Origin of the sequence: Proteiniphilum sp., assembly GCF_034331125.1 — a bacterium.
Lineage (GTDB): Bacteria > Bacteroidota > Bacteroidia > Bacteroidales > Dysgonomonadaceae > Proteiniphilum > Proteiniphilum saccharofermentans.
Map to the genome: position 1 here is coordinate 24,455 of NZ_JAXQGC010000041.1, position 26,638 is coordinate 51,092.

Annotated in this window: 26 protein-coding genes; 15 read left to right on the forward strand and 11 right to left on the reverse strand. The window is 44.1% G+C overall.

What is annotated here, in order from left to right; all coding sequences use genetic code 11:
* Window positions 1-30: 30 nt before the first annotated feature.
* The 4 genes from U2P89_RS09890 to U2P89_RS09905 form a co-directional block, all read right to left on the reverse strand.
* Entirely contained in the window at window positions 31-1,785 is a 1,755-nt protein-coding gene (locus tag U2P89_RS09890; RefSeq protein WP_322191299.1) for an ATP-dependent helicase, read from the reverse strand.
* The gene (locus U2P89_RS09895) at window positions 1,667-2,203 is read right to left on the reverse strand and encodes a hypothetical protein (RefSeq protein WP_322191300.1); all 537 of its coding nucleotides are present in this window, start codon (window positions 2,201-2,203) and stop codon (window positions 1,667-1,669) included. The genes U2P89_RS09890 and U2P89_RS09895 overlap by 119 nt, the downstream gene beginning before the upstream one ends.
* Before the next feature lie 5 nt (window positions 2,204-2,208).
* Window positions 2,209-2,586 (reverse strand): hypothetical protein, encoded by a 378-nt coding sequence (locus U2P89_RS09900; protein ID WP_322191301.1) that lies wholly within the window; start codon window positions 2,584-2,586, stop codon window positions 2,209-2,211.
* Window positions 2,587-2,680: 94 nt separating this feature from the next.
* Window positions 2,681-3,697: an N-acetylmuramoyl-L-alanine amidase gene (locus tag U2P89_RS09905; RefSeq protein ID WP_322191302.1), complete on the reverse strand. Its 1,017-nt coding sequence runs from the start codon at window positions 3,695-3,697 to the stop codon at window positions 2,681-2,683.
* 300 nt (window positions 3,698-3,997) lie between these two features.
* Here U2P89_RS09905 and metK point away from each other — a divergent pair, with 300 nt between their 5' ends.
* The 7 genes from metK to U2P89_RS09940 all read left to right on the forward strand — a co-directional run bounded on the left by metK (window position 3,998) and on the right by U2P89_RS09940 (window position 9,284).
* Complete coding sequence (gene metK, locus U2P89_RS09910) at window positions 3,998-5,302, forward strand: methionine adenosyltransferase (protein ID WP_322191303.1); 1,305 nt, start codon at window positions 3,998-4,000, stop codon at window positions 5,300-5,302.
* A 255-nt stretch (window positions 5,303-5,557) separates the two neighbouring features.
* Window positions 5,558-6,142, forward strand: a complete 585-nt coding sequence (locus U2P89_RS09915; RefSeq protein WP_313380047.1) for a TIGR00730 family Rossman fold protein — start codon at window positions 5,558-5,560, stop codon at window positions 6,140-6,142.
* Window positions 6,143-6,164: 22 nt separating this feature from the next.
* Complete coding sequence (locus U2P89_RS09920) at window positions 6,165-7,055, forward strand: DUF4271 domain-containing protein (RefSeq protein WP_322191304.1); 891 nt, start codon at window positions 6,165-6,167, stop codon at window positions 7,053-7,055.
* Window positions 7,052-7,816, forward strand: coding sequence for a uroporphyrinogen-III synthase (locus U2P89_RS09925; protein ID WP_091906106.1), 765 nt, complete (start codon window positions 7,052-7,054; stop codon window positions 7,814-7,816). The genes U2P89_RS09920 and U2P89_RS09925 overlap by 4 nt, the downstream gene beginning before the upstream one ends.
* An 80-nt stretch (window positions 7,817-7,896) precedes the next feature.
* Window positions 7,897-8,295 (forward strand): ribonuclease P protein component, encoded by a 399-nt coding sequence (locus U2P89_RS09930; protein ID WP_139233452.1) that lies wholly within the window; start codon window positions 7,897-7,899, stop codon window positions 8,293-8,295.
* Between the two features lie 5 nt (window positions 8,296-8,300).
* On the forward strand, window positions 8,301-8,564 hold the full coding sequence (yidD, locus tag U2P89_RS09935) for a membrane protein insertion efficiency factor YidD (protein WP_091906163.1): 264 nt from the start codon (window positions 8,301-8,303) through the stop codon (window positions 8,562-8,564).
* A 3-nt stretch (window positions 8,565-8,567) separates the two neighbouring features.
* A complete protein-coding gene (locus U2P89_RS09940) occupies window positions 8,568-9,284 on the forward strand; it encodes a TatD family hydrolase (protein WP_322191305.1) in 717 nt (238 codons plus the stop codon).
* Window positions 9,285-9,345: 61 nt separating this feature from the next.
* Here U2P89_RS09940 and U2P89_RS09945 read toward each other — a convergent pair whose 3' ends face one another.
* The gene (locus tag U2P89_RS09945) at window positions 9,346-9,996 is read right to left on the reverse strand and encodes a viroplasmin family protein (RefSeq protein WP_076931307.1); all 651 of its coding nucleotides are present in this window, start codon (window positions 9,994-9,996) and stop codon (window positions 9,346-9,348) included.
* 12 nt (window positions 9,997-10,008) lie between these two features.
* On the reverse strand, window positions 10,009-10,464 hold the full coding sequence (locus U2P89_RS09950) for a hypothetical protein (RefSeq protein WP_083711057.1): 456 nt from the start codon (window positions 10,462-10,464) through the stop codon (window positions 10,009-10,011).
* 237 nt (window positions 10,465-10,701) lie between these two features.
* On the opposite strand from U2P89_RS09950, the gene U2P89_RS09955 reads away from it, so the two are divergent.
* On the forward strand, window positions 10,702-11,871 hold the full coding sequence (locus tag U2P89_RS09955) for an aminopeptidase C (RefSeq protein WP_322191306.1): 1,170 nt from the start codon (window positions 10,702-10,704) through the stop codon (window positions 11,869-11,871).
* A 19-nt stretch (window positions 11,872-11,890) separates the two neighbouring features.
* The gene (locus U2P89_RS09960) at window positions 11,891-13,189 is read left to right on the forward strand and encodes a UDP-N-acetylmuramoyl-tripeptide--D-alanyl-D-alanine ligase (RefSeq protein ID WP_076931304.1); all 1,299 of its coding nucleotides are present in this window, start codon (window positions 11,891-11,893) and stop codon (window positions 13,187-13,189) included.
* Window positions 13,190-13,191: 2 nt separating this feature from the next.
* Here U2P89_RS09960 and U2P89_RS09965 read toward each other — a convergent pair whose 3' ends face one another.
* Window positions 13,192-14,325 (reverse strand): metallophosphoesterase, encoded by a 1,134-nt coding sequence (locus U2P89_RS09965; RefSeq protein WP_322191307.1) that lies wholly within the window; start codon window positions 14,323-14,325, stop codon window positions 13,192-13,194.
* A 335-nt stretch (window positions 14,326-14,660) separates the two neighbouring features.
* On the opposite strand from U2P89_RS09965, the gene U2P89_RS09970 reads away from it, so the two are divergent.
* Entirely contained in the window at window positions 14,661-15,197 is a 537-nt protein-coding gene (locus U2P89_RS09970; protein WP_322191308.1) for a carboxypeptidase-like regulatory domain-containing protein, read from the forward strand.
* On the opposite strand, the gene U2P89_RS09975 is transcribed toward U2P89_RS09970, so the two are convergent.
* Window positions 15,194-17,077 carry an IS1634 family transposase gene (locus U2P89_RS09975; protein WP_045090503.1) on the reverse strand — a complete coding sequence of 628 codons (1,884 nt, stop codon included), beginning with the start codon at window positions 17,075-17,077 and terminating at the stop codon, window positions 15,194-15,196. The genes U2P89_RS09970 and U2P89_RS09975 overlap by 4 nt on opposite strands.
* A gap of 188 nt (window positions 17,078-17,265) precedes the next feature.
* On the opposite strand from U2P89_RS09975, the gene U2P89_RS09980 reads away from it, so the two are divergent.
* The 5 genes from U2P89_RS09980 to rfbB all read left to right on the forward strand — a co-directional run bounded on the left by U2P89_RS09980 (window position 17,266) and on the right by rfbB (window position 22,913).
* Window positions 17,266-19,257, forward strand: coding sequence for a TonB-dependent receptor domain-containing protein (locus tag U2P89_RS09980; RefSeq protein WP_322191309.1), 1,992 nt, complete (start codon window positions 17,266-17,268; stop codon window positions 19,255-19,257).
* A gap of 68 nt (window positions 19,258-19,325) precedes the next feature.
* A complete protein-coding gene (trmD, locus tag U2P89_RS09985; protein WP_076931301.1) occupies window positions 19,326-20,000 on the forward strand; it encodes a tRNA (guanosine(37)-N1)-methyltransferase TrmD in 675 nt (224 codons plus the stop codon).
* Between the two features lie 222 nt (window positions 20,001-20,222).
* Window positions 20,223-21,092, forward strand: a complete 870-nt coding sequence (gene rfbA, locus U2P89_RS09990) for a glucose-1-phosphate thymidylyltransferase RfbA (RefSeq protein WP_322191310.1) — start codon at window positions 20,223-20,225, stop codon at window positions 21,090-21,092.
* 116 nt (window positions 21,093-21,208) lie between these two features.
* Window positions 21,209-21,736, forward strand: a complete 528-nt coding sequence (rfbC, locus tag U2P89_RS09995) for a dTDP-4-dehydrorhamnose 3,5-epimerase (RefSeq protein WP_322191311.1) — start codon at window positions 21,209-21,211, stop codon at window positions 21,734-21,736.
* Between the two features lie 130 nt (window positions 21,737-21,866).
* On the forward strand, window positions 21,867-22,913 hold the full coding sequence (rfbB, locus tag U2P89_RS10000) for a dTDP-glucose 4,6-dehydratase (RefSeq protein ID WP_416188634.1): 1,047 nt from the start codon (window positions 21,867-21,869) through the stop codon (window positions 22,911-22,913).
* Here rfbB and U2P89_RS10005 read toward each other — a convergent pair.
* The 3 genes from U2P89_RS10005 to gmd all read right to left on the reverse strand — a co-directional run bounded on the left by U2P89_RS10005 (window position 22,910) and on the right by gmd (window position 26,634).
* The gene (locus U2P89_RS10005) at window positions 22,910-24,292 is read right to left on the reverse strand and encodes a tyrosine phenol-lyase (RefSeq protein ID WP_322191312.1); all 1,383 of its coding nucleotides are present in this window, start codon (window positions 24,290-24,292) and stop codon (window positions 22,910-22,912) included. The genes rfbB and U2P89_RS10005 overlap by 4 nt on opposite strands.
* Window positions 24,293-24,458: 166 nt before the next feature.
* Window positions 24,459-25,529, reverse strand: a complete 1,071-nt coding sequence (locus U2P89_RS10010; RefSeq protein WP_091906092.1) for a GDP-L-fucose synthase family protein — start codon at window positions 25,527-25,529, stop codon at window positions 24,459-24,461.
* 43 nt (window positions 25,530-25,572) lie between these two features.
* The gene (gene gmd, locus U2P89_RS10015) at window positions 25,573-26,634 is read right to left on the reverse strand and encodes a GDP-mannose 4,6-dehydratase (protein ID WP_091906091.1); all 1,062 of its coding nucleotides are present in this window, start codon (window positions 26,632-26,634) and stop codon (window positions 25,573-25,575) included.
* Between the last annotated feature and the right edge of the window lie 4 nt (window positions 26,635-26,638).

Sequence of the window (26,638 nt, forward strand, 5' to 3'; positions counted from 1 at the left end):
AGGCTTATGGATAGTTTTTATGAATTTATATTAAAATAACCGCAATTGTTCACATTTAGGCTTTGGAGGTTTCTTTTCTATGGTTTCCCTGAAGGAAGCAGGTATTTCTCCAACGAATCTTGACCGGGTCTTATTTTCTGTCTGGTTGAAATTTTTTCTCATTAAAGAATTTGTAATAAACAAATGGTCTTTGGCACGGGTAAGGGCTACATAAAAAAGTCTTCTTTCTTCTTCGATATCAATATTATTTCTCAGCAAAGGAGTAACCCCTTCTTCGGCTCCTGCAATGAATACAACCGGATACTCGAGCCCTTTGGAAGCGTGAAAGGTCAACAGGCTTACCGCATCGGTTTTCAGGCGTGCCACATCGGTATAGGTATCCAGTAAAATATTATGCAGAAATTGTTCCAGATCTTCTTCGTATTCCCTGGCGATATAAAGAATGGTTTCTTTCCGGATAATTCCCGTATCATCCAAGGTTTCATCAGTGATAAATTTTTCAAAAACAAATGACACAGCGTCGGTTGCTCCTTGCTTTGCGAAAACTTCTTCTCCTTGCTTTCCGAAAAGAGAAGTAAAACGCGCTTCTTCCGGATGCGATAAAAGAAATTCCTGCCTCTCTTTTTTGTGCATGTTGAAACCATGCCTGAGTATACTGTCCAATGCAATAATATCTTTTGGATAAAGATACAGCTTTATCATATCGGTGATGAGATGGAACGGATAGGTTTCCAGAAAAGAAGAAGCGTCACCAAAACGTACCGGTATGCCCGATCGTTTAAATGAGGTAAGCAAAGCCTGGCCTACGGCACGGGTACGGAACAGCACCGCCATATCAGAGAAACCGTATTGACCATCCTGATGGGTGTTATCCCCGATCAGGTTGTGGAATCCCCCGACCAGTTTTTCAATTTCTCCGGCGATAAAGGCCGCTTCTTTATATTCGTCGTCCGCACTGAAGAGGCGGATTTTCCCCTTGTCGGCTTTATGGGCAACCGGCCGGATATCCTTACGCAGCATATTGTTACGAATAAGACTACTGGCCGAATCCACAATAAAACCGGAGGAACGGTAGTTCCGCTGAAGTGAGATTTCCTTTGCACCGAAATCCTCACTGAATTGAAAGAACAATCTTACATCCGACCCACGGAAACCGTAAATGCTTTGGTCCGGATTGCCAATCGCCAGGATATTTTTATCTTTTGCCAATAGCTTTAAAAATTCATATTGCAGGGGATTGATATCCTGCAGTTCATCGACGGCAATAGATTGATAACGGTTCCGGAAGATCTCCAGCCACTCCGGTTCCGTACGCCACAACCTGACGACTGCGCCGATAATATCAGCCAGGTCAATTCCGCCGTTTTCCAGCGTAAAACGTTGATATACCGCAGCAATTTCCTTTAACTCATCGGCATCTTCCGGACAGTTTTCCTCAAAATATTCCTTTAGTTTGGTTGACAGGCTTTTCAGCATCTTTTCTTCCTTGTCGGGGAAAAGCATGCCGAGGATGACTTCACGGCTTTCATCGTCATAGACCGTATGCAGGTTTTCATAACGTTCCTGCAATATGGTAAAACACAGCGAGTGGAAGGTTCCCAGCGTAATCCCTCCTGACGCTTCTTTCAAAAGGACAAACAAGCGGTCTTTCATTTCATCGGCGGCCTTACTGGTGAAAGTAACGGCCAGTATTTCCTCCGGAAGTACCTTTTTCTTTTGGATGCAATGGGCGATCCAATTGACCAGTGTTTTTGTTTTTCCTGTACCGAGCCCAGCCGTAACCAATACGGCCCCTTCTGCTTCGCAGGCAGCCTGTTGTTCTGTGTTTAAAGAGGGAGTATCGGTTAGTTCGGTCAGGTCGGGTAAAGGTGTTTTCTTCGTAATCTCCGTATCCCTGCTTATAAATGGAGCTTATCTCGGAAGTAAGGCAAAACCGTACGTCAATGTCCTTGCATTTGAATCCGTCGACCTCTTTTTTCGGGGGATTTTTCAGGCGGAACAAGCCTGTTCCGTCCGGCACCAGCTTTTCTTTTATCTCTTTAAACCAGAGGGGGTGCGTAAAGTCTCCCGTACCTACCACGTGAATGCCTTTGATACGCGCCCACTGGAAAAGTGATTCAAGATTCAGTTCCTTGCTGGTAGCCCGTGAATAGTGGGAATGAAGATGAAGGTCGGCAATATAAGACATAGACGATAACCGCAATGAGGTTACTGTTTGGACTCTTGTTTACGGGTAAATTCGATCGATAGCTTGCCCATGGAAGTGTCGGCCGTTCCTTTCACTTCTTTCTTTTCCTTCCAGATGACGACTTGTACATTCTCTCCGGCATACACTGTTGTTGTCAGTTTTCCGTCAACTTCTTTCAATTCCTGGTTTTTCACATTCAGTTGAGAACCTGTAATATCCGCCACGCACTTACCTTCTACCTGCTTTATTGTCACCTGGTAATCCTGATAACCATAAGGCGCATCCGCCACTTTAGCTGTCCAAACACCTTGTACTGCTTTGGTAAGGTCACTTGCATAAGCTGTTGTGTACAGGCTTAATAATAATACTGCTGATAATAAAACACCGATTTTTTTCATTTTGCACGTATTTTTGGTTTAATAATGATTTAACATGAGTTCGTCCAAACAAAAATACTGTTTTTGTATGATAATAACAAAGAATCCGGGATGTTCACCGGACCGATTTCTTGTAATCTTCTATAAACGCCTGTGCCATCCAATTGGCCAATGCCTGGCGATTGTTGCTTGAAAGGATACGCCGACGGTCAAATTCGTTTTGGATATTTCCTGTTTCCACTAAAATGGCAGGCGGTTTCAGATGACGCAGCACATAGAGGTTACGTTGTTCTACAAATCCCCCGAATCCTCTACCAGGCTGATGCGTGTCGTATTTTACGCGGAACAGGTCGCGCATGGTAGTCGCAAGTAATTTGGAATGCTTGTCGCCGGAATGGTAGAAAAAGACATCGATACGTTTTCCCTTGTTACGGCTGTCTACATGGATGTCGATGGCGCGGATATATTTAAATTTCCCTTTGTCTCCCTGGTACAACTCGTTTACTTTGTCCACACGTTGTTTTAGCCGGTCGAGTTGATCCCTGGGAATTGGATCACCCATGCATGTCTCATTAGAACTGTTGTCCAGGTACATTTCATCCCGGATTCCGTCGTTTGGATCCTGAATAATCACGTATACTGTGGCGCTTTCCATCATCAAATTACGGGCAAGCCGTAAAGCTATATCGTATGCATACTCGTCTTCATGCAACTGCCTGTTACCCACACGTGCCACTGCTCCCGGATCAGGTCCTCCATGGCCGCTGATGATATAAAAACAAGCATCTTTCAATCGGTCAGACTGCGGTGTGACCTCACTTAGTTTTTTTCCAAAAATAGCAGGACCAGTTCCACCACCTGCTAACTTTTCGGAAGGAGGATACTCATCTCCCGGGTGTAGTGGAGGAATCAGGTAAACCGTTCCCAATTCAAGGCCACCCTGGTCATTGAGCCTGTCACCATTCAGTTCCATAAATTCCTGTACATACGAGTCGCCGATCCTGTTCCAACGGCGCAGGAAAGAGAGTATACCGTCACCCTCCACCGGGTAAGCCATATCTTGTGCCATTGACGGTAGAATTCCCAAAAGCAATATCCCTATGATAATAGTGCGAAAAAAATAGATCTTCATACACAAATTGTCGTTCTACCCCGTGAGGAGAAATAGCAACGGGAAGAATGAAATTAACCTGTCCGGATTGTCGTCAAAAATAGCTATTTTATTTCTGTTTACCCGCTATAGAAAGAACTGATAATACATTTTAACCTTTATTCGAGACTATTCAGCCTATTTTATTGTTATCTTTGCAGTCGACAAAATGAATGTGGACAGATTTGAACTGCTTGCAACCACAGAAAAAAATGCTAAAACGCTTGCTGCATTTTCCCTTCTTCATTGCTTCAGTTCTTCAAATTTTTTATCAGCTTTAAAATGAATTATTTTTTTACCTCCGAGTCGGTGTCGGAAGGGCACCCCGATAAAGTGGCCGATCAGATATCGGATGCTTTGCTTGATGAGTTTTTAGCATACGACCGTGATTCAAAAGTAGCGTGTGAAACCCTTGTGACAACCGGACAGGTTGTATTGGCGGGCGAAGTGAAGTCGAACACCTATGTTGATGTGGCCGAAGTCGCACGTAGTGTTATTGCGGATATTGGTTATACCAAAAGTGAATATCGTTTCGAGGCGCTTTCGTGCGGTGTTTTTTCCAGTATACATGAACAATCTGATGATATTAATCGTGGCGTGGATCAGAAGGCCGATCCTATGGATCAGGGAGCCGGCGACCAAGGGATGATGTTTGGGTATGCTACAGATGAGACGGAAAATTACATGCCTCTGCCTATCGACTTGAGCCATGCCTTATTGCAGGAACTGGCCAATATCAGGAAAAATGAGCCGGAACTGATGCCTTACCTGCGTCCTGATGCCAAGTCGCAAGTAACGATTGAGTATAATGAAGAGGGAGTGCCCCAGCGCATCGATACCATTGTGATCTCAACACAGCATGATGAATTTGAACAACCGAAAGGCAATACGAAGGAAGCGGCGCTTGAAGCTGATAGAAGAATGCAATCACGTATAAGATCGGATGTTAAGTCAATCCTTATACCGAGGGTACAGGCACAATACAGAAAGAGAAAAGATGTACACAAACTGTTTGACGGGGATATTACTTATCATGTGAACCCAACAGGGAAATTTGTGATTGGAGGTCCGCATGGGGATACCGGATTGACAGGCCGGAAAATTATTGTGGATACATACGGAGGAAAAGCCCCTCATGGAGGAGGTGCTTTCTCGGGGAAGGATCCTTCAAAAGTGGATCGTTCTGCTGCCTATGCAGCACGGCATATCGCCAAGAATATGGTGGCGGCAGGTGTCGCCCAGGAGATGCTGATCCAGGTCTCTTACGCCATCGGGGTAGCTGATCCTATGAATATCTACGTGAATACCTTTGGAAAGAGCAATGTCGACCTTTCAGATGCGGAGATTGCGAAAAAGATTGAGATGTTGTTTGATTTGCGTCCGAAAGCTATCGAGCAACGATTAAAACTTCGCAATCCAATTTATAGGGAAACAGCATCATATGGTCATATGGGGCGCGAACCAAAAATAGTGAAAAAGGTGTTCAATTCGCGTTATATGCCAGAGCCTGTACGGCTTGAAGTGGAACTGTTTACCTGGGAGAAACTGGATTATGTAGACAAGATCAAAAAGGAGTTTGGTCTGTAGAAGGACTGGGAGACAAGGAGGTTGGGGAGACGAGGAGACTGGGGAGACTGAAGAGTGAAAAATTAAAAGTGAAAATTTAGGATTTGGAACTTGGGATATGGGACTTGGGTGATTAGGTGACTGGGATGTTGGATTTTACAATTTGGCTTACGCCGATTGTTAATTGACTACGTCGATTTGCAATTCATAATCTTGAATTGAAAATCAGCGTAGCTAAATCCTTGAATCTTGAATCTTGAATTTTGAATTAAAAATATGGAAAACGGAAACAGGGAAGTTGTGGTTTATTGCGCTTCGAGTGCAGAGATCGATCTGCTCTATTTTGATGCTGCATCGAAATTGGGAGAGTTGCTGGCCGAGAATGGGTTTACTTGTGTTAATGGCGCCGGCAGAGAAGGATTGATGGGGGCTTTGAACGATGCTGTGCTGAAAAAGGGCGGCAGGGTAAAAGGGATAATTCCGCGGTTCATGGTGGATGCCGGTTGGGGACATTCTCATCTTACAGAGACTATTGTCACTGAGACCATTCATGAACGGAAAGCGGCTATGGTGAAAACGGCCGATGCAGTAATAGCTCTTCCCGGCGGAGTGGGAACGTTGGAAGAGTTGGCGGAGATTATTACCTGGAGGCAGTTAGGCTTATATCGTAAGCCGATTATTATTTTAAATGTAAACAATTACTACCAGCCATTACTCTCTTTTTTCGAGAAGATGATTAGTGAGAGGTTTATGAGAGAGTCTTACCGGCAGTTATGGCAGGTAGTAACCACCCCGGAAGAGGCTGTCACCCTCATCCGGACTATTCCAGACTGGAATCCCGGGTATACCAAATACGATTAATGGTGGTATTGCACTGAAAAGTATGATACTGGTTTTAGATACTATTTCCGACACCCTCCCTTACTATTTAAAGGTTGAGGGGGAGCAGGTCGTTCCGGAGTCATGGCAAATGAGTTTCGGACAGTATGATTTTTTTCCCACTGACAGTACCCAGGTTTTCTTTAATTTTGATGGGGGAGCCGCCTCATCTATGCAATTATTGCAGAATGGTTCCATTGGTGCTCCTCTCCCTTTTTCTCCATGGATACATTCTGTTTTTTTTCTTCTCTTCCTCTTTAGCTTCATGTTATTTGCTTTTATTTTTCGTTGGGAAGGAACAGCCCTAAAAGGTAATTTTAAAACTGTTTTTTCTTTTGGAAAACCGATTGCATCCGTACATAAAAGCCAGGTAACCAAAACAGAAGCCTGGGGAGAGTTCTATCTGCTTCTTCAGGCTATTCTGCTTTTCTCTATCCTGATTTTTTCATGGTTGTGGAGCAATGGATTTTCCATATATTCCTTAAGAGCACAAATACTTGGCTTTATTGGTGTTTTTATGGGGCTTGCCTTGTTAATCTATCTGAAAATTGCAGGTTATCGACTGATTGGGACTTTCTTTTTACAGAATGAGATGAAAAGTTGGTCGACTTACTATTCCAGAATAATGGAGATTCTTGGAGTGGCTGCTTTTCTTCCTGTAGTTTTTTATGTTTATTTACATGAAGTTAGGAATATTATGCTAATCCTTATTGCAGTACTCTTTTTTATTAGTCGGATGGTCATTTACATTGAGTTATTAAATATTTTTGTTAAAAATAAGATCAGTCCTTTCTATTTTTTTGTCTATCTTTGCGGCACTGAAATCGCTCCTTATTTTCTATTATATAAAGGAGTGCTTTTAGCTATAACTATTGCAGGAGATAACATTATATGAACGCGCGGAAAGTAAAGAAAATTCTCATATCACAACCTAAACCGAGTAGCGAAAAATCGCCTTATTACGAGATAGCGGAAAAGTTCCATCTAGACTTACATTTCTATCCTCTGATCAAAGTAGAAAGGGTCTCATTGAAAGAATTCCGTCAACAGCGTATTAATATACTTGATTTTACGGCGGTCATTTTCACGGCGAGAACAGCGGTTGATAAGTTTTTCTCGATCTGTGAAGAGATGAAGATTGTAATTCCTGAGACAATGAAATATTTCTGTATTTCGGAGACTGTGGCACTTTATCTGCAGAAGTATATTGTTTATAGGAAACGGAAAATATTTTTTAGCCAGACCGGTAAGATTGACGGACTGAATAATGCCTTTACCAAGCACGGGAAAGAAAAATTTCTTTTTCCTGTCCCGGAAGAACATAATGATGAAGTGACTAATTTCCTTGACCAAAAGAAGATAAACTACACCAAAAGTGTAATGTACAGAACGGTGAGCAATGACTTCGATAAGGATGAGAAGTTTGATTACGATATGATTATCTTCTTTAGCCCATTAGGAATACAATCGTTATTGAAAAATTTCCCTGATTTCAAACAGGGAGACAGGGCTATAGGATGTTTTGGTAATGCTACGGCAAAAGCTGTAGTGGATGCTGGACTAAGACTCGATTGTGAAGCTCCTCAGCCTGATTATCCTTCCATGACTGCTGCATTGGAAGCCTTCTTGAAAGAAAACCACAAACATTGGGCTTGATTTTTTTTCGAATCAGTAACAATTGAATCCAAAAACAATTATCTTTGTCGGTGTAATTGCTTTCGGAGGATTGCATATATATGGAACGCTTCAGGTTTACGAAGAAAGAGCGGGTAACAGGTGAAAAAAGAATTGAAGCCCTCTTTACAAAAGGGCGATCCTTTATGTCGTACCCCTTTCGGATAGTGTATCTGGAGACGGCACAATACGGATCGATGCCATTATCGATACTTATCTCCATCCCTAAAAAGAGGGTTAAGTCGGCAGTTGACCGTAACCGGATGAAGCGGCTTGGGAGAGAGGCTTATCGGCTCAATAAGCACCTGTTTCTCCCCAATGGATTGGCGGAAAATGAACATCTTGACGTAGCATTTATTTATGTGGCAGATAAGCTGAGTGATTATGCTACGGTAGAGAAAGGAATACGAAAAGCTATAAAAGAATTGAATCACCGGATTGAGGAGAGAAAACAGTGCTGAAAATAATCAAAAACGTACTGACGTGGATACTACTCCTGCCGGTTTATTTCTACCGGGCTGTCATTTCTCCGCTTATGCCTCCAAGTTGTCGCTATACGCCTACCTGTTCACAATATACGATAGAGGCGCTTAAAAAACATGGCCCTTTCAAAGGTTCTTATCTGTCTGCCAAGCGTATCATAAGTTGTAATCCCTGGGGAGGGTCGGGATATGACCCCGTGCCCGATCCGAAGCCGAAAAAGCGGAAGCCGAAAGCAGAGGCCAATTAAAATATGGAATTTTACGACGTACACACCCATCAGATTTTTATTGAAGATAGCGATGATCCTTATCACTCGTGTATCTTTGATGTTTACCCCCTTGAGTTTGAAGTAGCAAAAGAATCTTATTCACGTCATGCCTTTTCATGCGGAATTCATCCCTGGTACTCAGAAGAGAGCGAGAACCAGATGGCTTACCTGTACGAAATTGCATCCAATTCTCGTATTATCGCTATAGGCGAAACAGGCCTCGATAGATTGAAAGGGCCTTCATTCGACCTGCAAATACCTGTTTTCAAGAAGCATATAGAACTCTCCGAGAAATTGTCAAAACCGGTAATCATCCACTGCGTGAAAGCGTGGGAAGAGGTGATACAGGTTCGAAGAGAGGTGAAGCCTACCCAGCCCTGGATCATTCATGGTTACCGGAGTAAGCCGGAGCTTACCCAACAGCTTGTGAAAGAAGGATTTCTTTTTTCTATTGGGGACAATATCAATGTGGATTCCATGCAATTAATACCCCTTGATTCCTTGTTTTGTGAAACTGATGAAGGTGAAATGTCCATTCGTCAGGTTTACCTGCAAACTTCGAGGGCATTGAATATGAATATAGAGGAGTTTGCCGACAGGGTAGCTGCGAATGTATACCGGATATTTCCTACACTTCAACCACCCAAATCTTATTATCCGGACGAAGAGGAAGAGGAGGACTGGAAGCTTTCCATTTAATATGCAACTATTAAACGAAACCGGCGATGTTCATACGATAGCAGCGGTGAATCTATCTCTATCATTTCCTCCCAAAATCGGCGGGGATTTCACCCCACAGTTTGGTCTCCCATTTCAGGATCGGGTTGGAGTAACTGTTGTTTTGGAGCCAGTTCTCGGCCCGTTCAATTAACTCGAAGATCGGTTTGTTTACATCAGTCTGTGCCAGTTTGGTTTTACACTTTTTATTTGTCACCCATTTCATGGCATTCACACTATCGGAATAGATAGGGATTGTACTGTTTTTCTTTTTGAGTAATGCCAGGGCGTGTACAATGGCAAGGAATTCACCGATATTGTTTGTCCCATCGGCCATTGGCCCCACATGAAAGATTTCGGCCCCGTCCGCTACAAATACGCCCCGGTATTCCATCAAGCCGGGATTACCACTACAGGCGGCATCTACAGCGATGCTCCCGGCCAATATTTTTGCAGAGGATTCCGATGCTGATGCAGATCCCGATGATGGGGCGGATTTCACTTTTTTACCCTGCTGGTTGTTCAGGGATTTCCATGGATTGGAGGAAAATGCTTTTTCTGCCTCCTCCCGGGTTGAAAAAGATTTGTATAGGGCATTCTCAAAACCGGAAACCTGTGCTTTACAATCATCCCAGGAACTATAGATCCCCGGTTTTATCCCTTTCCAAACAACGTAAAATTTCTTTTTTGCCATCAATTTTTCCCCTTACATCGATTCAAGGATATAAGGAGTTAAATCCTCTTCCAGATCTTTCCGGATGGGTTTCTCCTCTATCATGATGATGCTGTCCACGATAAATTTGGTATACCCTCGCCAGGGTAGCGTACCGAAATATTCTTTGTAATGTAATTGCACATTTTTGCCACTCGATATCATCAATTGTTCTGCAATTTTCTTGTCTACTACTGAAAAATCGAACTGATTCGACTGTAATCCTCCGGGTTTATCAGCACGAAAACCTGACTGGATCAGTTTCCCTTCGTAGGTTTTAAAGACAACTCCTTTATAAACAAGATAGTTCAACTCCCCCGATTTTACCCCTGTTCCAAATACATAATAGAAACGTACATAGATAAAAATTCCGAGGGCAAGTATCAATATTCCGAGGAACCATAACAGTCCCTTACGCATTCTTTTTTTGGCAGGCCTTAAATCATCCATATCGCAATAATTTATTTGTAGAATATAAGATGCGTCTCGGATAAGCTTAAGCAAGCTTAGCTTACCTCTCGACTTTCTTTATATTTGAAGCCGTAAATATACCGCTTTTTTGACTTTTTACGGAAATAGTAGTCTGAAAACAGAAAAAATTCCCCGATTTATGGTACATTTGTGCTTCGCACGAATAACAATTGAATAACTATCGACTAACTATTAAATAACAATACAGGTATCATTATGAACAAATTGATTACGGTCTTTATTCTTCTTTTAACGACTTTAACCATTTCGGCACAGGGTATTTATAACTTCTCGGTAGTAAAACAAAATCCCATTACATCGGTAAAGAATCAGGCCAGTTCGGGAACTTGCTGGAGTTTCTCTGGCGTAGGATTGCTAGAATCGGAACTGATCCGTATGGGGAAAGGGGAATTCGATCTCTCTGAAATGTATATAGTCCGTAGAAATTATGAGGATAAAGCGCAAAAATATGCTCGTCTGCATGGCAATCTCAATTTTGCCGCAGGCGGATCTTTTGCCGATGTGATAGAGACTATAGATGAATATGGAATAATGCCGGAAGATGCTTACCGGGGACTTAATTACGGTTCCGAAACACATAATCACGGTGAACTGGATAAGGTCCTGAAAGGATATATGGACGGAATTATCGGTGCCAGGAACCTTTCTCCGGTATGGTCTAACGCATTCTCAGCAATATTGGATACTTATCTGGGATCTTTACCGGAAACATTTACCTATCAAGGCAAGCAGTATACGCCACATACCTTTAAGGAATTTCTTGGGCTCAAGCAAGAGGATTATGTCTCTTTGACCTCTTTTACCCATCATCCTTTCTATAAACCATTTGCTATTGAAGTGCCTGATAACTGGCGTTGGGCCAATTCATACAACCTCCCTATTGAAGAATTGATGGAAGTGATGGAAAATGCCATTATGGGAGGATATACCATTGCCTGGGCTTCGGATGTGAGTGAAGCCGGCTTTTCACGTGAAGGAATTGCTATCATGCCTGATGAAAATGCGGCCGAAAATGCAGGTTCTGATCAAGCCAAGTGGCTTGACCTCTCCACACGTGAGCGGGATGCAAATCTGAGAGCACGCGTCGGAACAGAGGTGCTTGCAGAAAAGCATATTACCCAGGAGATGAGACAACAATCTTTTGATAATTACCAGACTACCGACGACCATGGTATGCAGATTTATGGTATTGCTAAAGACCAGAATGGGAACAAATTTTATATGGTGAAAAATTCATGGGGTGAAACCGGTCCTTATAAAGGATTGTGGTATGCCTCAGATCCGTTTGTACGCTACAAGACTTTAAGTATCGTCTTGCACAGGGATGCCATCCCCGCACAGATTGCTGCAAAATTGGGTTTGTAAATCATTTAGCTTAAGCTATATGGAAACCGCTGCACTATATAATCTATTTCTTCAATATCCTTCTGTTACCACCGACTCACGGATATGTCCCAAAGATTCTATCTTCTTTGCTTTGAAAGGAGATAGATTTAATGGTAATCTGTTTGCGGAAAAAGCGATTGAGGCAGGATGCGCCTACGCTGTGGTGGATGAAGAGCCGGAGAAAGAAAATGACAGGATCATTTTGGTAAAAGATGCATTGCATTCGCTTCAGAAACTCGCCAACTGGCACCGTAAGAAGTTGAAAATACCTATTATCGGCATCACGGGAACAAACGGAAAAACTACTACGAAAGAGTTGGTAGCCGTCGCTTTGTCGAAAGAGTTTAAGGTGGCCTATACACAGGGAAACCTGAATAACCATATTGGTGTCCCACTCACATTGTTGTCTATGAATAGATCGCATGAGATAGGTGTAGTGGAGATGGGGGCAAGTCATCCGGGAGATATCAAAGAACTATGTGAGATTGCAGAACCCAATTATGGTATCGTTACCAATGTGGGTAAGGCGCATATGGAAGGATTTGGGAGTTTTGAGAATCTGGTTGCTACCAAATGCGAATTATATGATTTTATCCGGGAAGGCAAAGGAAAGGTATTTGTCAATAAAGACAATCCGATCCTGTATGAACAGACGGAAGGCATGGACCGGATCCTTTATGGCAAAAATGATCCTTCACTCTTTGCTTCCGGTTCGATTGCCAATGCTACTCCTTTTCTGGAATTCGACTGGAGCTTTTTCGATAATTCTTATCGTGTCAAAACCCGACTGGTAGGTGAATTCAACTTTGATAATGCAATTGCTGCGGTTGCCGTCTCTAAATTTTTTGGGATTAATGCTGAACAAATCAGTGCTGCACTGGAAGAATATGAACCCACAAACCTCCGCTCCCAGTTTAAACGCACCGAAAAAAATGACCTGATTATCGATGCTTATAATGCAAATCCTACCAGCATGAAGGCTGCATTGGAATTTTTCTCATCCATTCCTTCATCGTTATCTAAAATGGTAATCCTGGGGGAAATGAAAGAGTTAGGGGAAAGCAGTGATGAAGAGCATGAAAAGATAGTTCAGCTTCTAAAGCAACAACCTTATGACAAGGTTTATCTGGTAGGTTCGGCTTTTAATAAATGCACCAGTGAGAATGAATCTTTCCGGTTGTTTGATGATGTGGACCTATTGATAGAGACACTGAAAAAGAAGCCTGTTTCAAATCACTATATCCTTTTGAAAGGGTCTCATTCTGTACATCTGGAGAAGGCCGTCGATAGCCTATGAGGTTAGTGGCTGAATTTTACGTTCAGCATCACCATTTCCGAGACTGTGCCGATACGGTATTGGGGGCCTACCAAACCGATCCCTGAGGTGACATAAACATGTGTGTCGCCTTTCTTTTTATAGCCATGTGCCACCTCGAACGTCATCTCTGTGGCAATATTGCCCGGAAAAGCCTGTCCGTGGTGTGTATGTCCGTATAAGGCAATATCTGCTCCGGCATCTGCCTCTTCAGCCAGGTTGTCGGGAGTGTGATTCAATACGATCACCGGTTTTGACATTTCTACCGACTGTTCGGAAAGTATCTTCCGTAGCGGTTTCCGGGTAGGCATAACCTTGTCTTCACGCCCTATCACGTAGAAACTACTATCGATCAATACGGCAGAATCACGTAATATGGTGATCCCTGCGTTATTCAACAGTGATATCTTTTCCTCCGCGTCATAGCGGTACTCGTGATTCCCTGTACACGAAAATACTCCTAAGGGTGCATGCAGGTGTGCCAACTCTTCATCCATCCGCTGTTGCAGTATCGGTTCGATATGCCCGTCAATAATATCTCCCACAAATAGGATCAGGTCAGGCTGTTGCGCCATGATCAGGTCAACAAACCGTTTTGTGTGTTTTCTGTTGATCATATATCCCAGATGCAGGTCCCCAATCATGGCGATACGCACTGAGTCCATTTTTTCTGCCGTTTTGTGGGTTGTTATTGACACCTGTTGTACCACAGGGTGCATAAACCTGTATCTTCCGTGAATCATAATGCCTATGACAATCACCATTGGAACGAGGTATGAGATGATTTTGAACCTCCTGGATTGATCTCTTATACGCCATGGTCTGCGTGATATTTTTTGACGAATCGCATTGACCAGATCGATGACCAGCCATAATCCCCCACAGTATAAGAGAAAGAGCATCCAACTGGTGCCCATTACCCGGATGAATTGGGTGACAGATTCCGGAAGGTAATGGTAGAAAATAAAACCGATGGAGTAGATGATCAATTCCGTTCCGAAAATGACAATCATGATGATACGTATTATTTTCTTCTCCTCAAAGGCATTCCAACCCTTCAGGAAAACCAAAATATTGAGGGTGAGGTGTATGATGAGTGCATTGATCAACGCGCGCATGGCCGAAAAGTTTTATAATCAAAGTAAGAAACGATTGAATGGTTACTTTTGTTTGTTCCTTATATTTTTTTTGATTTGACTACGTCGATTTGCAATTCATAATTTTTGAATCTTGAAATCCCAAATCCTAAATCCCCATCTGATGTTTAAATATGCAAAAATCGAAACTAAACAAAAAGGTGATTACTAAATTTTCGTAACAACCGGAGTTTTATTCGATACCCTTCCAATTAAATGCTTACTTTAGCGCTTTAGAAATGAAACCACAAGAGGAATAGAGGAGACGTGCGTGATTAAACATTCCATACACCGAAATTGAAAAATAAAATAATCGTATGAGACAAACATTTATTTTACTGTTGAGCGTTCTATTTTCAACAACATTATGGGCCGAGTCCGTTACAGTGAGAGGAAAATTGGTATCGGCATCCGATCAGAACGGATTGCCTTACGCAACTATTTCCGTTGCACGGGAGGCTGCTCCCGCCGCTGCCATAAAAAAGCTGGCCACACAGGAGAATGGAACATTCTCCACGGCACTCGATCCCGGGAAATATATCTTTACTTTCTATTTTGTGGGAATGGATCAGTTGGAAAAGCCGGTAGAAATCGGCGCCTCGCAAAAATCAGTTGATATGGGTGAAATTAAAATGACAGAGAGTTCCACAGAGCTTGACGAAATTAGTGTTACCGCCCAGGCTCCTTTAGTGAAAGTGGAGATCGATAAGCTCACCTATAATGCCAAGGATGATCCGGAGTCATCCACATCCAGTGTGTTGGATCTGTTGCGCAAGGTACCTCTTGTTACAGTGGATGGTGAGGATGAGATTCAACTGAAAGGCTCTACCAATTTTAACCCACATTGCAGCTAACCGGAGCTAATTCCCTGTATCCCTGCGTATATATTTTTTTTAAGGTTCAATTGGGGGACTACAGATTTTTTCCTGATGAATGGTTTTTCATCGTATCCCAACACCTTATATATGATCCTTACTTTGGATTCAGGGAGTGAACATTTTCTGATTGACACACACTCTTCATCGGTATTTACCATGTGGGTTGTCACCATTTTCTGCGTGTTCATGATCCGGACAATTTCTTTCCACTCATGGGTAATCCCAAATTGTTTCAGTTTGTAACGGATCGTGCTTACCAGTTGGTAGGCTAACAACCCAAGGTGAAGATGAGCCATTGTCGCCTCATCCGTTTTATGAAACACGGGACGCAGGTTCAGATCAGTCTTCAGGCAACGAAACGTCGACTCTACTTCTCTTATAGTGTTGTAAATCAGCCAGGTGATCTCCTCTCCATGAACCGACAGGGAAGTACGCAGGAAGTATTCCCCATGTCTTGATTCGCTCTTTGCCTCGATTCTCTCCCAGGATATGGATGTGGCATGAATCCCCCTTTCGTCGGGCTCGACATGGATCTGATACAGGCGGTGTACCGAAGGATATTTTTCCTTTAGCCGGCCGATGCGTTCCCACACCTTTTCAAGCTTTTTGGTGCCTCCTTTCTTTTTCAGGGCTTCGGCTGCCTGGCTCAGTCCACATTCAAAGGCCCGCGTGAAACGGTTTTCCATGGACGCTTCCTTGAGACCCTTGCTATAGCTCTTCACCTTGTAGAAGCTGTCACTTTCGCCATCCACTTCTACCTGACTGATCTCGATGAGCTGGTTGGATTTATCCCGTATTTCCACTGGGGAAAGGCTTGTTGCACGGTATTCTTTGAGTTTACCCCGTGAGACACAGATGTAGTCGAAGGATTCCTCTTTCAACATCTTCAGGTTATCATTCGTGGCGATGCCGGCATCCATGACCACCACCTGCTTTTTATCGGATCTCCCCCTATGGGATTTCATCTTGTCAAGAATATATTGCAGGCTTTCAGGATCAGTCATGTTGCCTTCAAAGATTTGTGACTCCTTCAGGAAACCTTCCGGGTTGACCACCACAGCCAGCACCACCAGTCTGGTATCGTTACGCTTTTCCTTGCTGCGCCCGAACTTAGCTATCCGACTCTCTCGCATGGTTCCCTCAAAATAGGTATTTGTTAAATCATAGATGATAATCTTGTCATCCAAGGAAAAAAGATCGTTCGTGCGGTTAGAAAAATGACGTTCCAAGCCATCCTTCTCACCATAAAGCCGGTGAGCCATCTGGTAAAGCTTATCTTTGGTGATGGCCGAAGGATCAACCCCGGTCAGTTCACAAAGCGCCGAGTTCTCCTGCAACCAACGGCTTGTTTTATACTCCGATGCGGGGTAAACAGCCCGGGCGATGATCTGGGTTAAAGCAAGGGCGATATCTTGTTTCTCCCAGCCGAAAGTCTCTAAATACTCCGGCAGGAGCAATTGGCGGCAAGCTTGAAGACAAAGCCATTCGCCACCAACCTCCCGGATATCACTGTTCGTTGTCCTGTCAATGTACACTTGCTCGATACCAGCCGCCTTCTTCTTTGCCTTTTCTATCTTTTGCGCTTCATGGAGTAGTCCCACGTATTTCGTGCACAGGGCTTCCACCTTGTCATCACGAAGCGATGAGATGATGAATGTTTTGCCCTCGAAGTAAACCTGGTTGATGCGTTGACAGAGAAAGGGAATCTTTTCAGGTGGAAGAACTGATTCCAGGTCACCCAAAGAGAGCAGCGTGCGATTACGGATGAAGCGGCCTTCCCGGTAGCTCTCACACAACCGGTAATGGGTATACTCATGGCCCCCATCCTTTTGCTTTATGCTTGTCTTGAAAAACATACAACGCAAAAGTAATCAAGGGATACGTTTTTTTCAACATCAAATGGGGGACTACATTCGTGTTTTAAAATAAACCGACATTGAATATCAGCCTGATACAAAAATTTATGGTCAGCAAACAGACGTAAAACAAGCGGATTTAACGTAAATAGAGGGTAAGTTTAACTTCTATTTATAATCGTGCTGCAATGTGGGTTAAAATCTACCTGAACGGTAAACCTTCCAATATGATCTCCTCCAATCCATCGCAGGTATTGAAAAGTATGCCGGCCAACAGTGTGAAAGATGTGGAAGTGATCACCGATCCGGGGGCCAAGTACGATGCAGAAGGGATAGGAGGGATCATCAATATTGTCACCGACAAACGTGCCGATGATGGTTATTCCGGCTCCGTGGGTGCCAATGGCGATACCTTTGGCGGTTATGGAGGAAATGCTTACCTGGCTACCAAGTATGGTAAAGTCGGGTTTACCGGAAATGCCGGATATTACAATTTCAGGCGTCCGGCATCCGAATCCTCTTTCTTCCGGGAAGAGACCGATCCGGCCAATACCTTATCGCTCGACGGAACCAATAAAGGCAAAGGTGGGGGGCTCTATCTGAGTGGCGCACTCAGTTACGAACCCGATACGTTGAACCTCTTCAACCTGTCGGTATCCCGGTTTGGGGGAGAATATAATTCCATTGGTGCCCAGAGTGCGATTTCCCGGGGCGTACGTCCACACTCCTATGATACCCGTACAAACAGTACTTCGCAATATGGAGGGATGAACCTGTCGGCCGATTATCAGCGTAACTTCAAAAGAAAGGGGGAGATGTTGACGGTTTCTTATCGTTTCGAACGTAATCCCAACGACAGCGAATATGAAAGTGAATACAATAATGTGATAGATGACCAAAACACTTTCCACTTCCCCGACGGATACAAGCAAAAAAGTGTGAATAATGCCGGAGGTAATGAACATACCGGACAGGTGGATTATGTGAATCCGCTTAACGGAAAACATAGTATTGAAGCCGGATTGAAATATATCTTCAGGGATAATTCCAGTGAAGGAGACCACACTTTCTTTGATGTGGTTGATAAAGTGTGGAAGCCCGATTTGACCCGGAAAAACGATCTCGATCACCAGCAGAATATCACTTCGGCATACGCCGGTTATGGCTATAAAACAGGTAAGGTGGGAATGAAAGTTGGTTTACGTGCCGAGCATACCCAACAGGATATCCATTTTATGAATATGGCCCAGGATACGATTATCAAGACCAATTTCTTTGATCTTGTTCCATCGGCTACCATCTCCTACCAGTTGGGAATGACCCGTACATTGCGTGGAGGATATAATATGCGTATTTCCCGCCCGGGCATCTGGGTGTTGAATCCTTATGTCAATGATATAGACCCGAACAATATCAGTTATGGGAATCCCAATCTCGATGCCGAACAACAACATAACTTCAACATCAACTACGGCTCCTTCTCACAAAAACTCAATTTCAATGCCACAGTAAGCTATTCATTTGCACAGAATGCGGTGACGAGTTATAGTTTTATACAGAGAACTCAGGATGAGGAGACGGGAGCTGAAAGAGCTGTAACTCATAATACCTATGACAATATCGGCCGCAATCATACGGTGGGAACCAACGTGTATGTGAGTTGGACTCCTACCCAGATGATCCGTACCTATCTCAATGGGGGTATAAACTATACAGATATCCAGAGTACGGAGAACAGTGAATTAAGGAACAGCGGCTTTTCGGGGCGTGCATTCGGGGGGCTTACTTTTACCTTTCCCAAAGATCTTCGGGTAGGGGTTAACGGAGGAGTGTTTACCAGCCGGGTGCAGTTGCAGACCAAGCAATCGCCTTTCTATCATTACAATTTCAATGTGATGAAAAGTCTTCTTAATAAAAAACTGGATGTCTCCCTTTATGCACAGAGTCTTTTCTCCAAATACAGGGAATTTTCTTCCACAACCACCGGAGACGGATTCACTCAAAAGAACAAATTCCTGAACCCCATGCGTAGCATTAACCTGAGTGTTACTTACCGCTTTGGCGATTTGAAATCTTCGATGAAAAGGGTACAGCGCACCATCAGTAATGATGATGTCATGCAGAATCAGGATGGCGGCTCTCAAGGAGGCGGCACTCCGGCACAAGGGGGGAGCCAATAGGTTTTGTACCTTGTCATTTCTTTTTCCTGTCTCGATTGATTATCTTTGCTCAATGATAGCAAAAGTGTATGAGAATTGATATTATTACCGTACTTCCCGGAATAATTGAAGGGGCGCTCCATACCAGTATTCTGAAGCGGGCTCAGGAAAAAGGACTGGTCGAGTTCGGACTGCATAACCTACGGGACTACACGCTTGATAAACATAAGCGTGTGGATGATTATCCGTTTGGCGGAGAGGCCGGCATGGTTATGCAGATAGAGCCTATCGACAGGGTTATCAGTTATCTGAAATCGCAACGGGACTATGATGAGGTGATCTTCACTACCCCCGATGGGGAACAATTTACCCAGTCCGCCGCCAATGAACTTTCCCTGAAAGAAAATATTATTATTCTTTGCGGGCATTATAAGGGAGTTGATTACCGGGTAAGGGAACACCTTGTCACGAGGGAGATCTCCATTGGTGATTTTGTGCTTACAGGAGGAGAACTGGTCGCCGCCATGATTGCAGATGCCGTTGTCCGCGTTATTCCCGGAGCTATCGGTGATGAACAGTCCGCTTTATCCGACTCATTCCAGGATGGACTCCTGGCGCCACCGGTGTATACCCGTCCCGCTGAGTACAAGGGCTGGAAAGTGCCTGATGTCTTGTTGTCGGGGCATGAACGGAAAATAGAGGAATGGCGTTACGAACAGGCGGTGGAACGCACCCGGAGATTGAGACCGGACTTACTTCGATAGTTGTTCAGTTGTTATTCGTGAAAATTTGGGATGTCGGATATCGGATTTAGGACGTAAATAATTCCCAAATCCCAAATCCCAAAATATTCGGTAGTTATTCTGTGTAAGCCAAATATTTTTATACCTTTCGATAAGATAGGATGCGCTTCGGAAATCTTTTGATAATAAACTCTCACGATTTCTCTCAGCTTTCACTATCTTTGTAGAAAAACCGGATTAAGTATGAAGGGAATCGTTCTAGCCGGAGGATCCGGCACAAGGTTATACCCCATTACGAAAGGGATATCGAAGCAACTACTTCCCATTTTCGATAAACCTATGATCTATTATCCTATTTCTGCGCTGATGTTAGCGGGGATCAGGGATATTCTTATTATCTCCACTCCGGTCGACCTGCCAGGATTCGAACGGTTGCTCGGTGATGGTTCTGACTATGGTGTCCATTTCAGTTATGCCGAACAACCTTCTCCGGACGGATTGGCACAGGCTTTTATTATCGGAGAAAATTTTATTGGCGATGATGCTGTATGTTTGGTGCTGGGTGATAATATTTTCTACGGACAGGGATTTCCCGCCATGTTGCAAAAAGCCGTAAAGGATGCTGAAAAGGAAGGGATAGCAACCATCTTCGGTTATAATGTGACTAATCCACAACGTTACGGTGTGGCTGAAATAGATCCTGCGGGGAGGGTCTTGAGTATAGAAGAGAAGCCTGTTGAACCAAAATCGAATTGGGCGGTTACAGGGCTTTATTTTTATCCTAACCGGGTTGTAGAGATTGCGAAACAGGTCAAACCATCGGCACGTGGAGAGTTGGAAATTACTTCCGTCAATCAGGCTTTTCTTGAAGAGAGACAGTTACAGATGCAACTCTTTGGGCGAGGTTTTGCCTGGCTTGATACAGGAACTCACGATTCCCTCTCGGAAGCATCTACCTTTATCGAGGTATTGGAGAAACGGCAAGGGTTAAAGATATCCTGCCTTGAAGAGATTTCCTGGAGGAACGGTTGGATTACCAATGAGCAATTGACGGAAATCGGGATGTCGATGAAGAATAACCCATACGGGCAATATCTGCTTCGATTGGTGTAAGAAAGGTGGGAAAGTGCCTGGGTAGTGAGATGAATAAGAGATGGAAGATTGTAGGTTATAGGAGAAAAGAATTAGTAATTAGTAATTACTAATTAGTAATTTACTAAAGTGTTCGTATGAATATTATACAAACAGATATAGAAGGGGTCGTAATTATTGATCCGGACGTGTATAGTGATGAGCGCGGTTATTTTTTTGAATCGTTTTCTCAGAGAGAGTTTGAAGAGAAAGTGTGTAAAACCGTTTTTGTACAGGACAATGAGAGTTTGTCGGGATATGGAGTTGTGAGAGGATTGCATTTTCAGAGACCACCCTATGAACAGGCTAAGTTGGTACGTGTGGTGAAAGGTAAGGTGCTGGATGTAGCGGTGGATATTCGTAAGGATTCTCCTACATACGGGAAACATATATCGATAGAACTTTCCGAAGAGAATAAGCGACAGGTCTTTATTCCCCGGGGTTTTGCCCATGGTTATGCCGTGCTGGCCGGAGAGACTATTTTCCAGTATAAATGCGATAATTATTATGCGCCGGATTATGAAGATGCAATCCTTTGGAATGATCCGAAGTTAGGTATCGACTGGTGTTTACCCTTTGAAGATATCATTCTTTCGGAAAAAGATCGTCGAAACCCACCTTTCTAATTACTAATTTCCAATTACAAATTACTAATTGTTTATTACCGGTTACATATGGGCGGCTTCCAATTGCTAATTACCAATTTTCAATTTTCAACATAGTACGTAAATAACCCGAGGGAGGAATAATTCAATCATGGCAAAAAAAAATATACTAATCACTGGAGGAGCCGGCTTTATCGGATCCCATGTAGTACGATTGTTTGTTAATCAATATCCCGATTATCAGATCATCAACCTTGATAAACTCACTTATGCAGGGAATCTGGCTAATCTGAAAGATATAGAAGGGAAACCCAATTACAGGTTTCTGAAAGCAGATATCTGCGATTTCGAAAAGATGAAAGAGGTTTTCACTGGTTTTGGAATTACCGATGTGATCCATCTGGCAGCCGAAAGCCATGTAGATCGTTCTATTACCGATCCCTTTTCCTTTGCCAAGACGAATGTGTTGGGAACTCTTAATTTATTGCAGGCGGCAAAAGAAAGTTGGGAAGGTGCATACTCAGACAGGCTCTTTTATCATGTTTCCACCGATGAGGTGTATGGAGCCCTGAAGTTCGATGGAACCCTTTTCACCGAGGAGACCCGATATGATCCGCATAGCCCCTATTCGGCATCAAAGGCCGCATCTGATCACTTCGTCAGGGCTTATCACGACACATACGGTTTGCAGACCATTATTTCCAATTGTTCTAATAATTATGGTCCTAATCAGTTCCCTGAGAAATTGATCCCGTTGTTTATCCATAATATCCGTCAAAATAAGCCGTTACCTGTCTACGGAAAGGGAGAGAACGTGAGAGATTGGCTTTACGTAGAGGACCATGCACGTGCCATCGATCTTATCTTTCACAAAGGAAAGGTGGGAGATACCTATAATATTGGTGGTTTTAACGAGTGGAAGAATATCGATCTGATTCATGTAATCATTAAAACGGTCGATCGTCTTCTTGGCCGTGAGGAAGGTGACTCGGAGAAGTTGATAACCTATGTCACTGACCGTGCCGGACATGACCTGCGGTACGCTATCGATGCCACAAAAATCAAGAATGAACTCGGGTGGGAACCCTCTCTCCAGTTTGAGGAAGGTATCGAAAAGACTGTCAAATGGTATATCGAGAATCAGGAATGGCTTGATGATATTGCCAGTGGTGCCTATCAGGACGTTTGCGGTGATTAATCTATCTCTTCGAACCTGGCGGTAAAGAACCGTAGTTGTTTGGGTTCATATACAAAGCGGAGCCCTTTGATGCTTTCTTTTTTCTGATAGAGTGATTGAACGGCTTCTGCTACCAGATCCATATGGCGGTAAGTGTAGACACGGCGGGGAATAGTGAGTCGTACCGTCTCTAGTTTAGGTCGGTGATGTTCACCCGTATCTTTATTACGTCCGGCGGAGACTATACCCCGCTCCATGCTACGTACGCCCGATTCCACATAAAGGTTGGCTGCGAGGCTCTGCGCCGGGAACTGATCCTGGGTGAGGTGCGGGCAGAAACGCCCGGCATCCAGAAACACAGCATGCCCGCCGGTGGGCTCGATCATCGGGATACCTGCCTCCCGCAGCTTTTCACCCAGGTATCGCACCTGTTTTACACGGTGTTCTATATATTCATACTGCAGCGACTCCTTCAAGCCGATCGCCATTGCTTCCATATCGCGTCCGGCCATTCCTCCGTATGAGGGCATCCCTTCATATACTACCACCAACTCCTTTGCCTCCGCGAAAAGATCGTCGTCATTCAAACATAAAAATCCGCCGATGTTCACCAGACAATCCTTTTTACCACTCATGGTGCATCCGTCAGCATAGCTGAACATCTCCCTTACAATCTCTTTTATGGATTTGTTGCCGTAACCTTCCTCCTGCTCTTTAATGAAAAAGGCGTTCTCCACACAACGGGTAGCATCATAAAACAGTTTGATGCCATGGCGGGAGGTTAACTCCCTTACCTCCTTCATGTTTTTCATAGAAACCGGTTGGCCACCGGCCAGGTTGACTGTTACGGCAAGACATACATAGGCGATATTTTCAGCCCCTTTTTCGTCGATCAGCTTTTGCAGTTTAGTCAGGTCGATATCTCCTTTAAACGGGATGTTCAGCGAAGCATCATGTGCTTCGTCGCGGATGATATCGATAAAGATCCCGCCGTTGCGTTCCTGATGATAACGGGTAGTGGTGAAGTACATGTTACCAGGCACGTATTGTCCCGGTTTGATGGTGATCTGCGATAGCAGGTTTTCCGCTCCTCTTCCCTGGTGAGTCGGGACTACGTACTTGAATCCGAATATATCCTGTACCGTCTCTTCGAGATGACGGAAATTACGACTACCGGCATAGGCTTCATCACCCATCATCATGCCTGCCCATTGACGATCGCTCATCGCATTGGTTCCACTGTCGGTCAGCAGGTCGATATATACATCGTCACTCGGGATAAGGAAGGTATTGAATCCCGCTTCTCTGATCACTCTTTCCCGTTCTTCACGTGGGATCATTTTGACAGGCTCTATCGATTTGATACGGAAAGGCTCTGCCGGATAGCTGGTTAGATTCATATTTGTGTCTTTTTAATGGTTTTTCCTTTACAAATATAATGAAAGCCGAGAGAAAAACCAAGCTTGCTTGAGTTTTTTTGAGGCGCATCTTATATTCTTTAAATGTAGTGAAAATAAATTTAAGGTGAAAAAACTACTGCCCGGCGCTACCTGGCACGAAAATATTTTAACCCTGAATGTACCATTCATACATCCTCTTCACACCTTCATCAACATCGACAGTATGTTTCCATCCTAATGTGTTTAATCTGGAAACATCAGTCAACTTTCTCATGGTGCCGTCGGGTTTTGAAGTATCGAAAGTTATCTCTCCCGTATAACCGATGGTTTTTCTGATCAATGCGGCCAGATCGCGGATGCTGATTTCTTTTCCGGTGCCGATATTGATATGACAATTCCGTATCTCGGTTTTCCCCTTCGCCAGATCCGGAAAATCCACATTCTCCATAATATAGACAGAGGCGTCGGCCATATCTTCACTCCAGAGGAATTCCCGCAATGGTTTTCCACTTCCCCATAATTCGACCCGTTCCTTATTGATGCCGTACTTCCGGAGTTTACTTTCCATATCCTGCTGCGTGCTGTTACCCGAAATTCCCTCTACCGGGCGCCGGGTAAGATCCTGCCTGACAGTGTTCCAGTCATCGTTCATCAACGCTTTTGCCAGATGGATCTTGCGGATCATTGCAGGCAATACATGGCTCTTTTCAAGGTCGAAATTATCGTTCGGCCCGTAGAGGTTTGTAGGCATCACCGCGATATAGTTGGTGCCATATTGGATATTAAAGCTCTCGCACATTTTTAATCCTGCGATTTTGGCGATGGCGTAAGGTTCATTAGTATATTCCAGCGGCCCGGTAAGCAACGCCTCCTCAGATATAGGTTGTGGTGCTTCCCGGGGATAAATGCAGGTGCTGCCAAGGAAGAGGAGTTTCCTGACATTATGCCGGAAACTCTCTCCTATGACATTATTCTGGATTTGCAGATTGCGATATATAAAATCGGCCCGGTAAGTGTTGTTGGCGACAATACCACCCACGTAGGCCGCAGCAAGGATTACATACTCGGGTTTTTCCCTGTCAAAAAAAGATTTTACAGCTCCGGCATCCAGCAGGTCTAATTCCTGATGGGATTGACCTATTAGGTGGGTATATCCTTTCGATTGCAGGTTTCGCCAAATGGCCGATCCCACCAATCCGCGATGGCCGGCGACATATATCTTACTGTTTTTATCCATGATCAGTTTCTTTCATTTACTTATTACGAAGTCAGGTCTCAATCTACGGGGAGAGTTTTCTCACAGTCTCCATGTCGTTTTTCACCATTCGTCTGACCAGTTCTTCGAATGATGTTTTTCGTGGATTCCATCCCAACAGGGTTTTGGCTTTGGTAGGGTCTCCCAATAATTTCTCTACTTCCGCCGGACGGTAATATCTTGGATCGACTTCCACCAATATACGCCCTGTAGCCATATCTATTCCTTTTTCGGCGGCGCCTTCCCCTTCCCATCGCAGCGCTATTCCCGCTTCGGCGAATGCAAGCGTACAGAATTCCCGTACGCTGTGCATCTCACCCGTGGCGATCACGAAATCTTCCGGCACCTCATGTTGCAGCATCAACCACATACATTCCACATAATCGGGCGCATAACCCCAGTCGCGTTTCGCATCCAGATTCCCCATGTACAGTTTATCCTGAAGATTTTGTGCGATACGGGCGGCCGCCAGTGAAATTTTCCGGGTGACAAATGTTTCTCCCCTTCGTTCGCTCTCGTGATTGAACAAAATGCCGTTCACCGCGAACATTCCGTATGACTCCCGGTAATTCTTTGTGATCCAGTATCCATACAGTTTTGCTACCCCGTAAGGGCTGCGGGGGTAGAACGGTGTAGTCTCTTTCTGGGGCACTTCCTGTACGAGTCCGAACAGTTCGGAGGTAGATGCCTGGTATATCCGTGTCGTTTTTTCCAGTCCCAGTATCCTCACGGCCTCCAACAGTCGGAGGGTTCCCACGGCATCGGTTTCAGCCGTATATTCGGGTACGTCGAAACTCACCTTTACATGGCTCTGTGCGGCCAGGTTGTAGATTTCATCGGGTTGGATGTGCTGTATGATACGGATAAGCGAACTGGAGTCGGTCATATCGGCATAATGCAGGTCGATGAGCCGTCTCTGTTTCATATCGCGGATCCACTCATCAAGGTAGAGGTGCTCTATCCTGCCGGTATTGAAGGAGGATGAACGCCTCAGGGTACCGTGTACTTCGTATCCCTTTTCCAGAAGTAATTCTGCAAGATAAGAACCGTCTTGGCCGGTAATTCCGGTGACCAGCGCTTTCTTCATACGA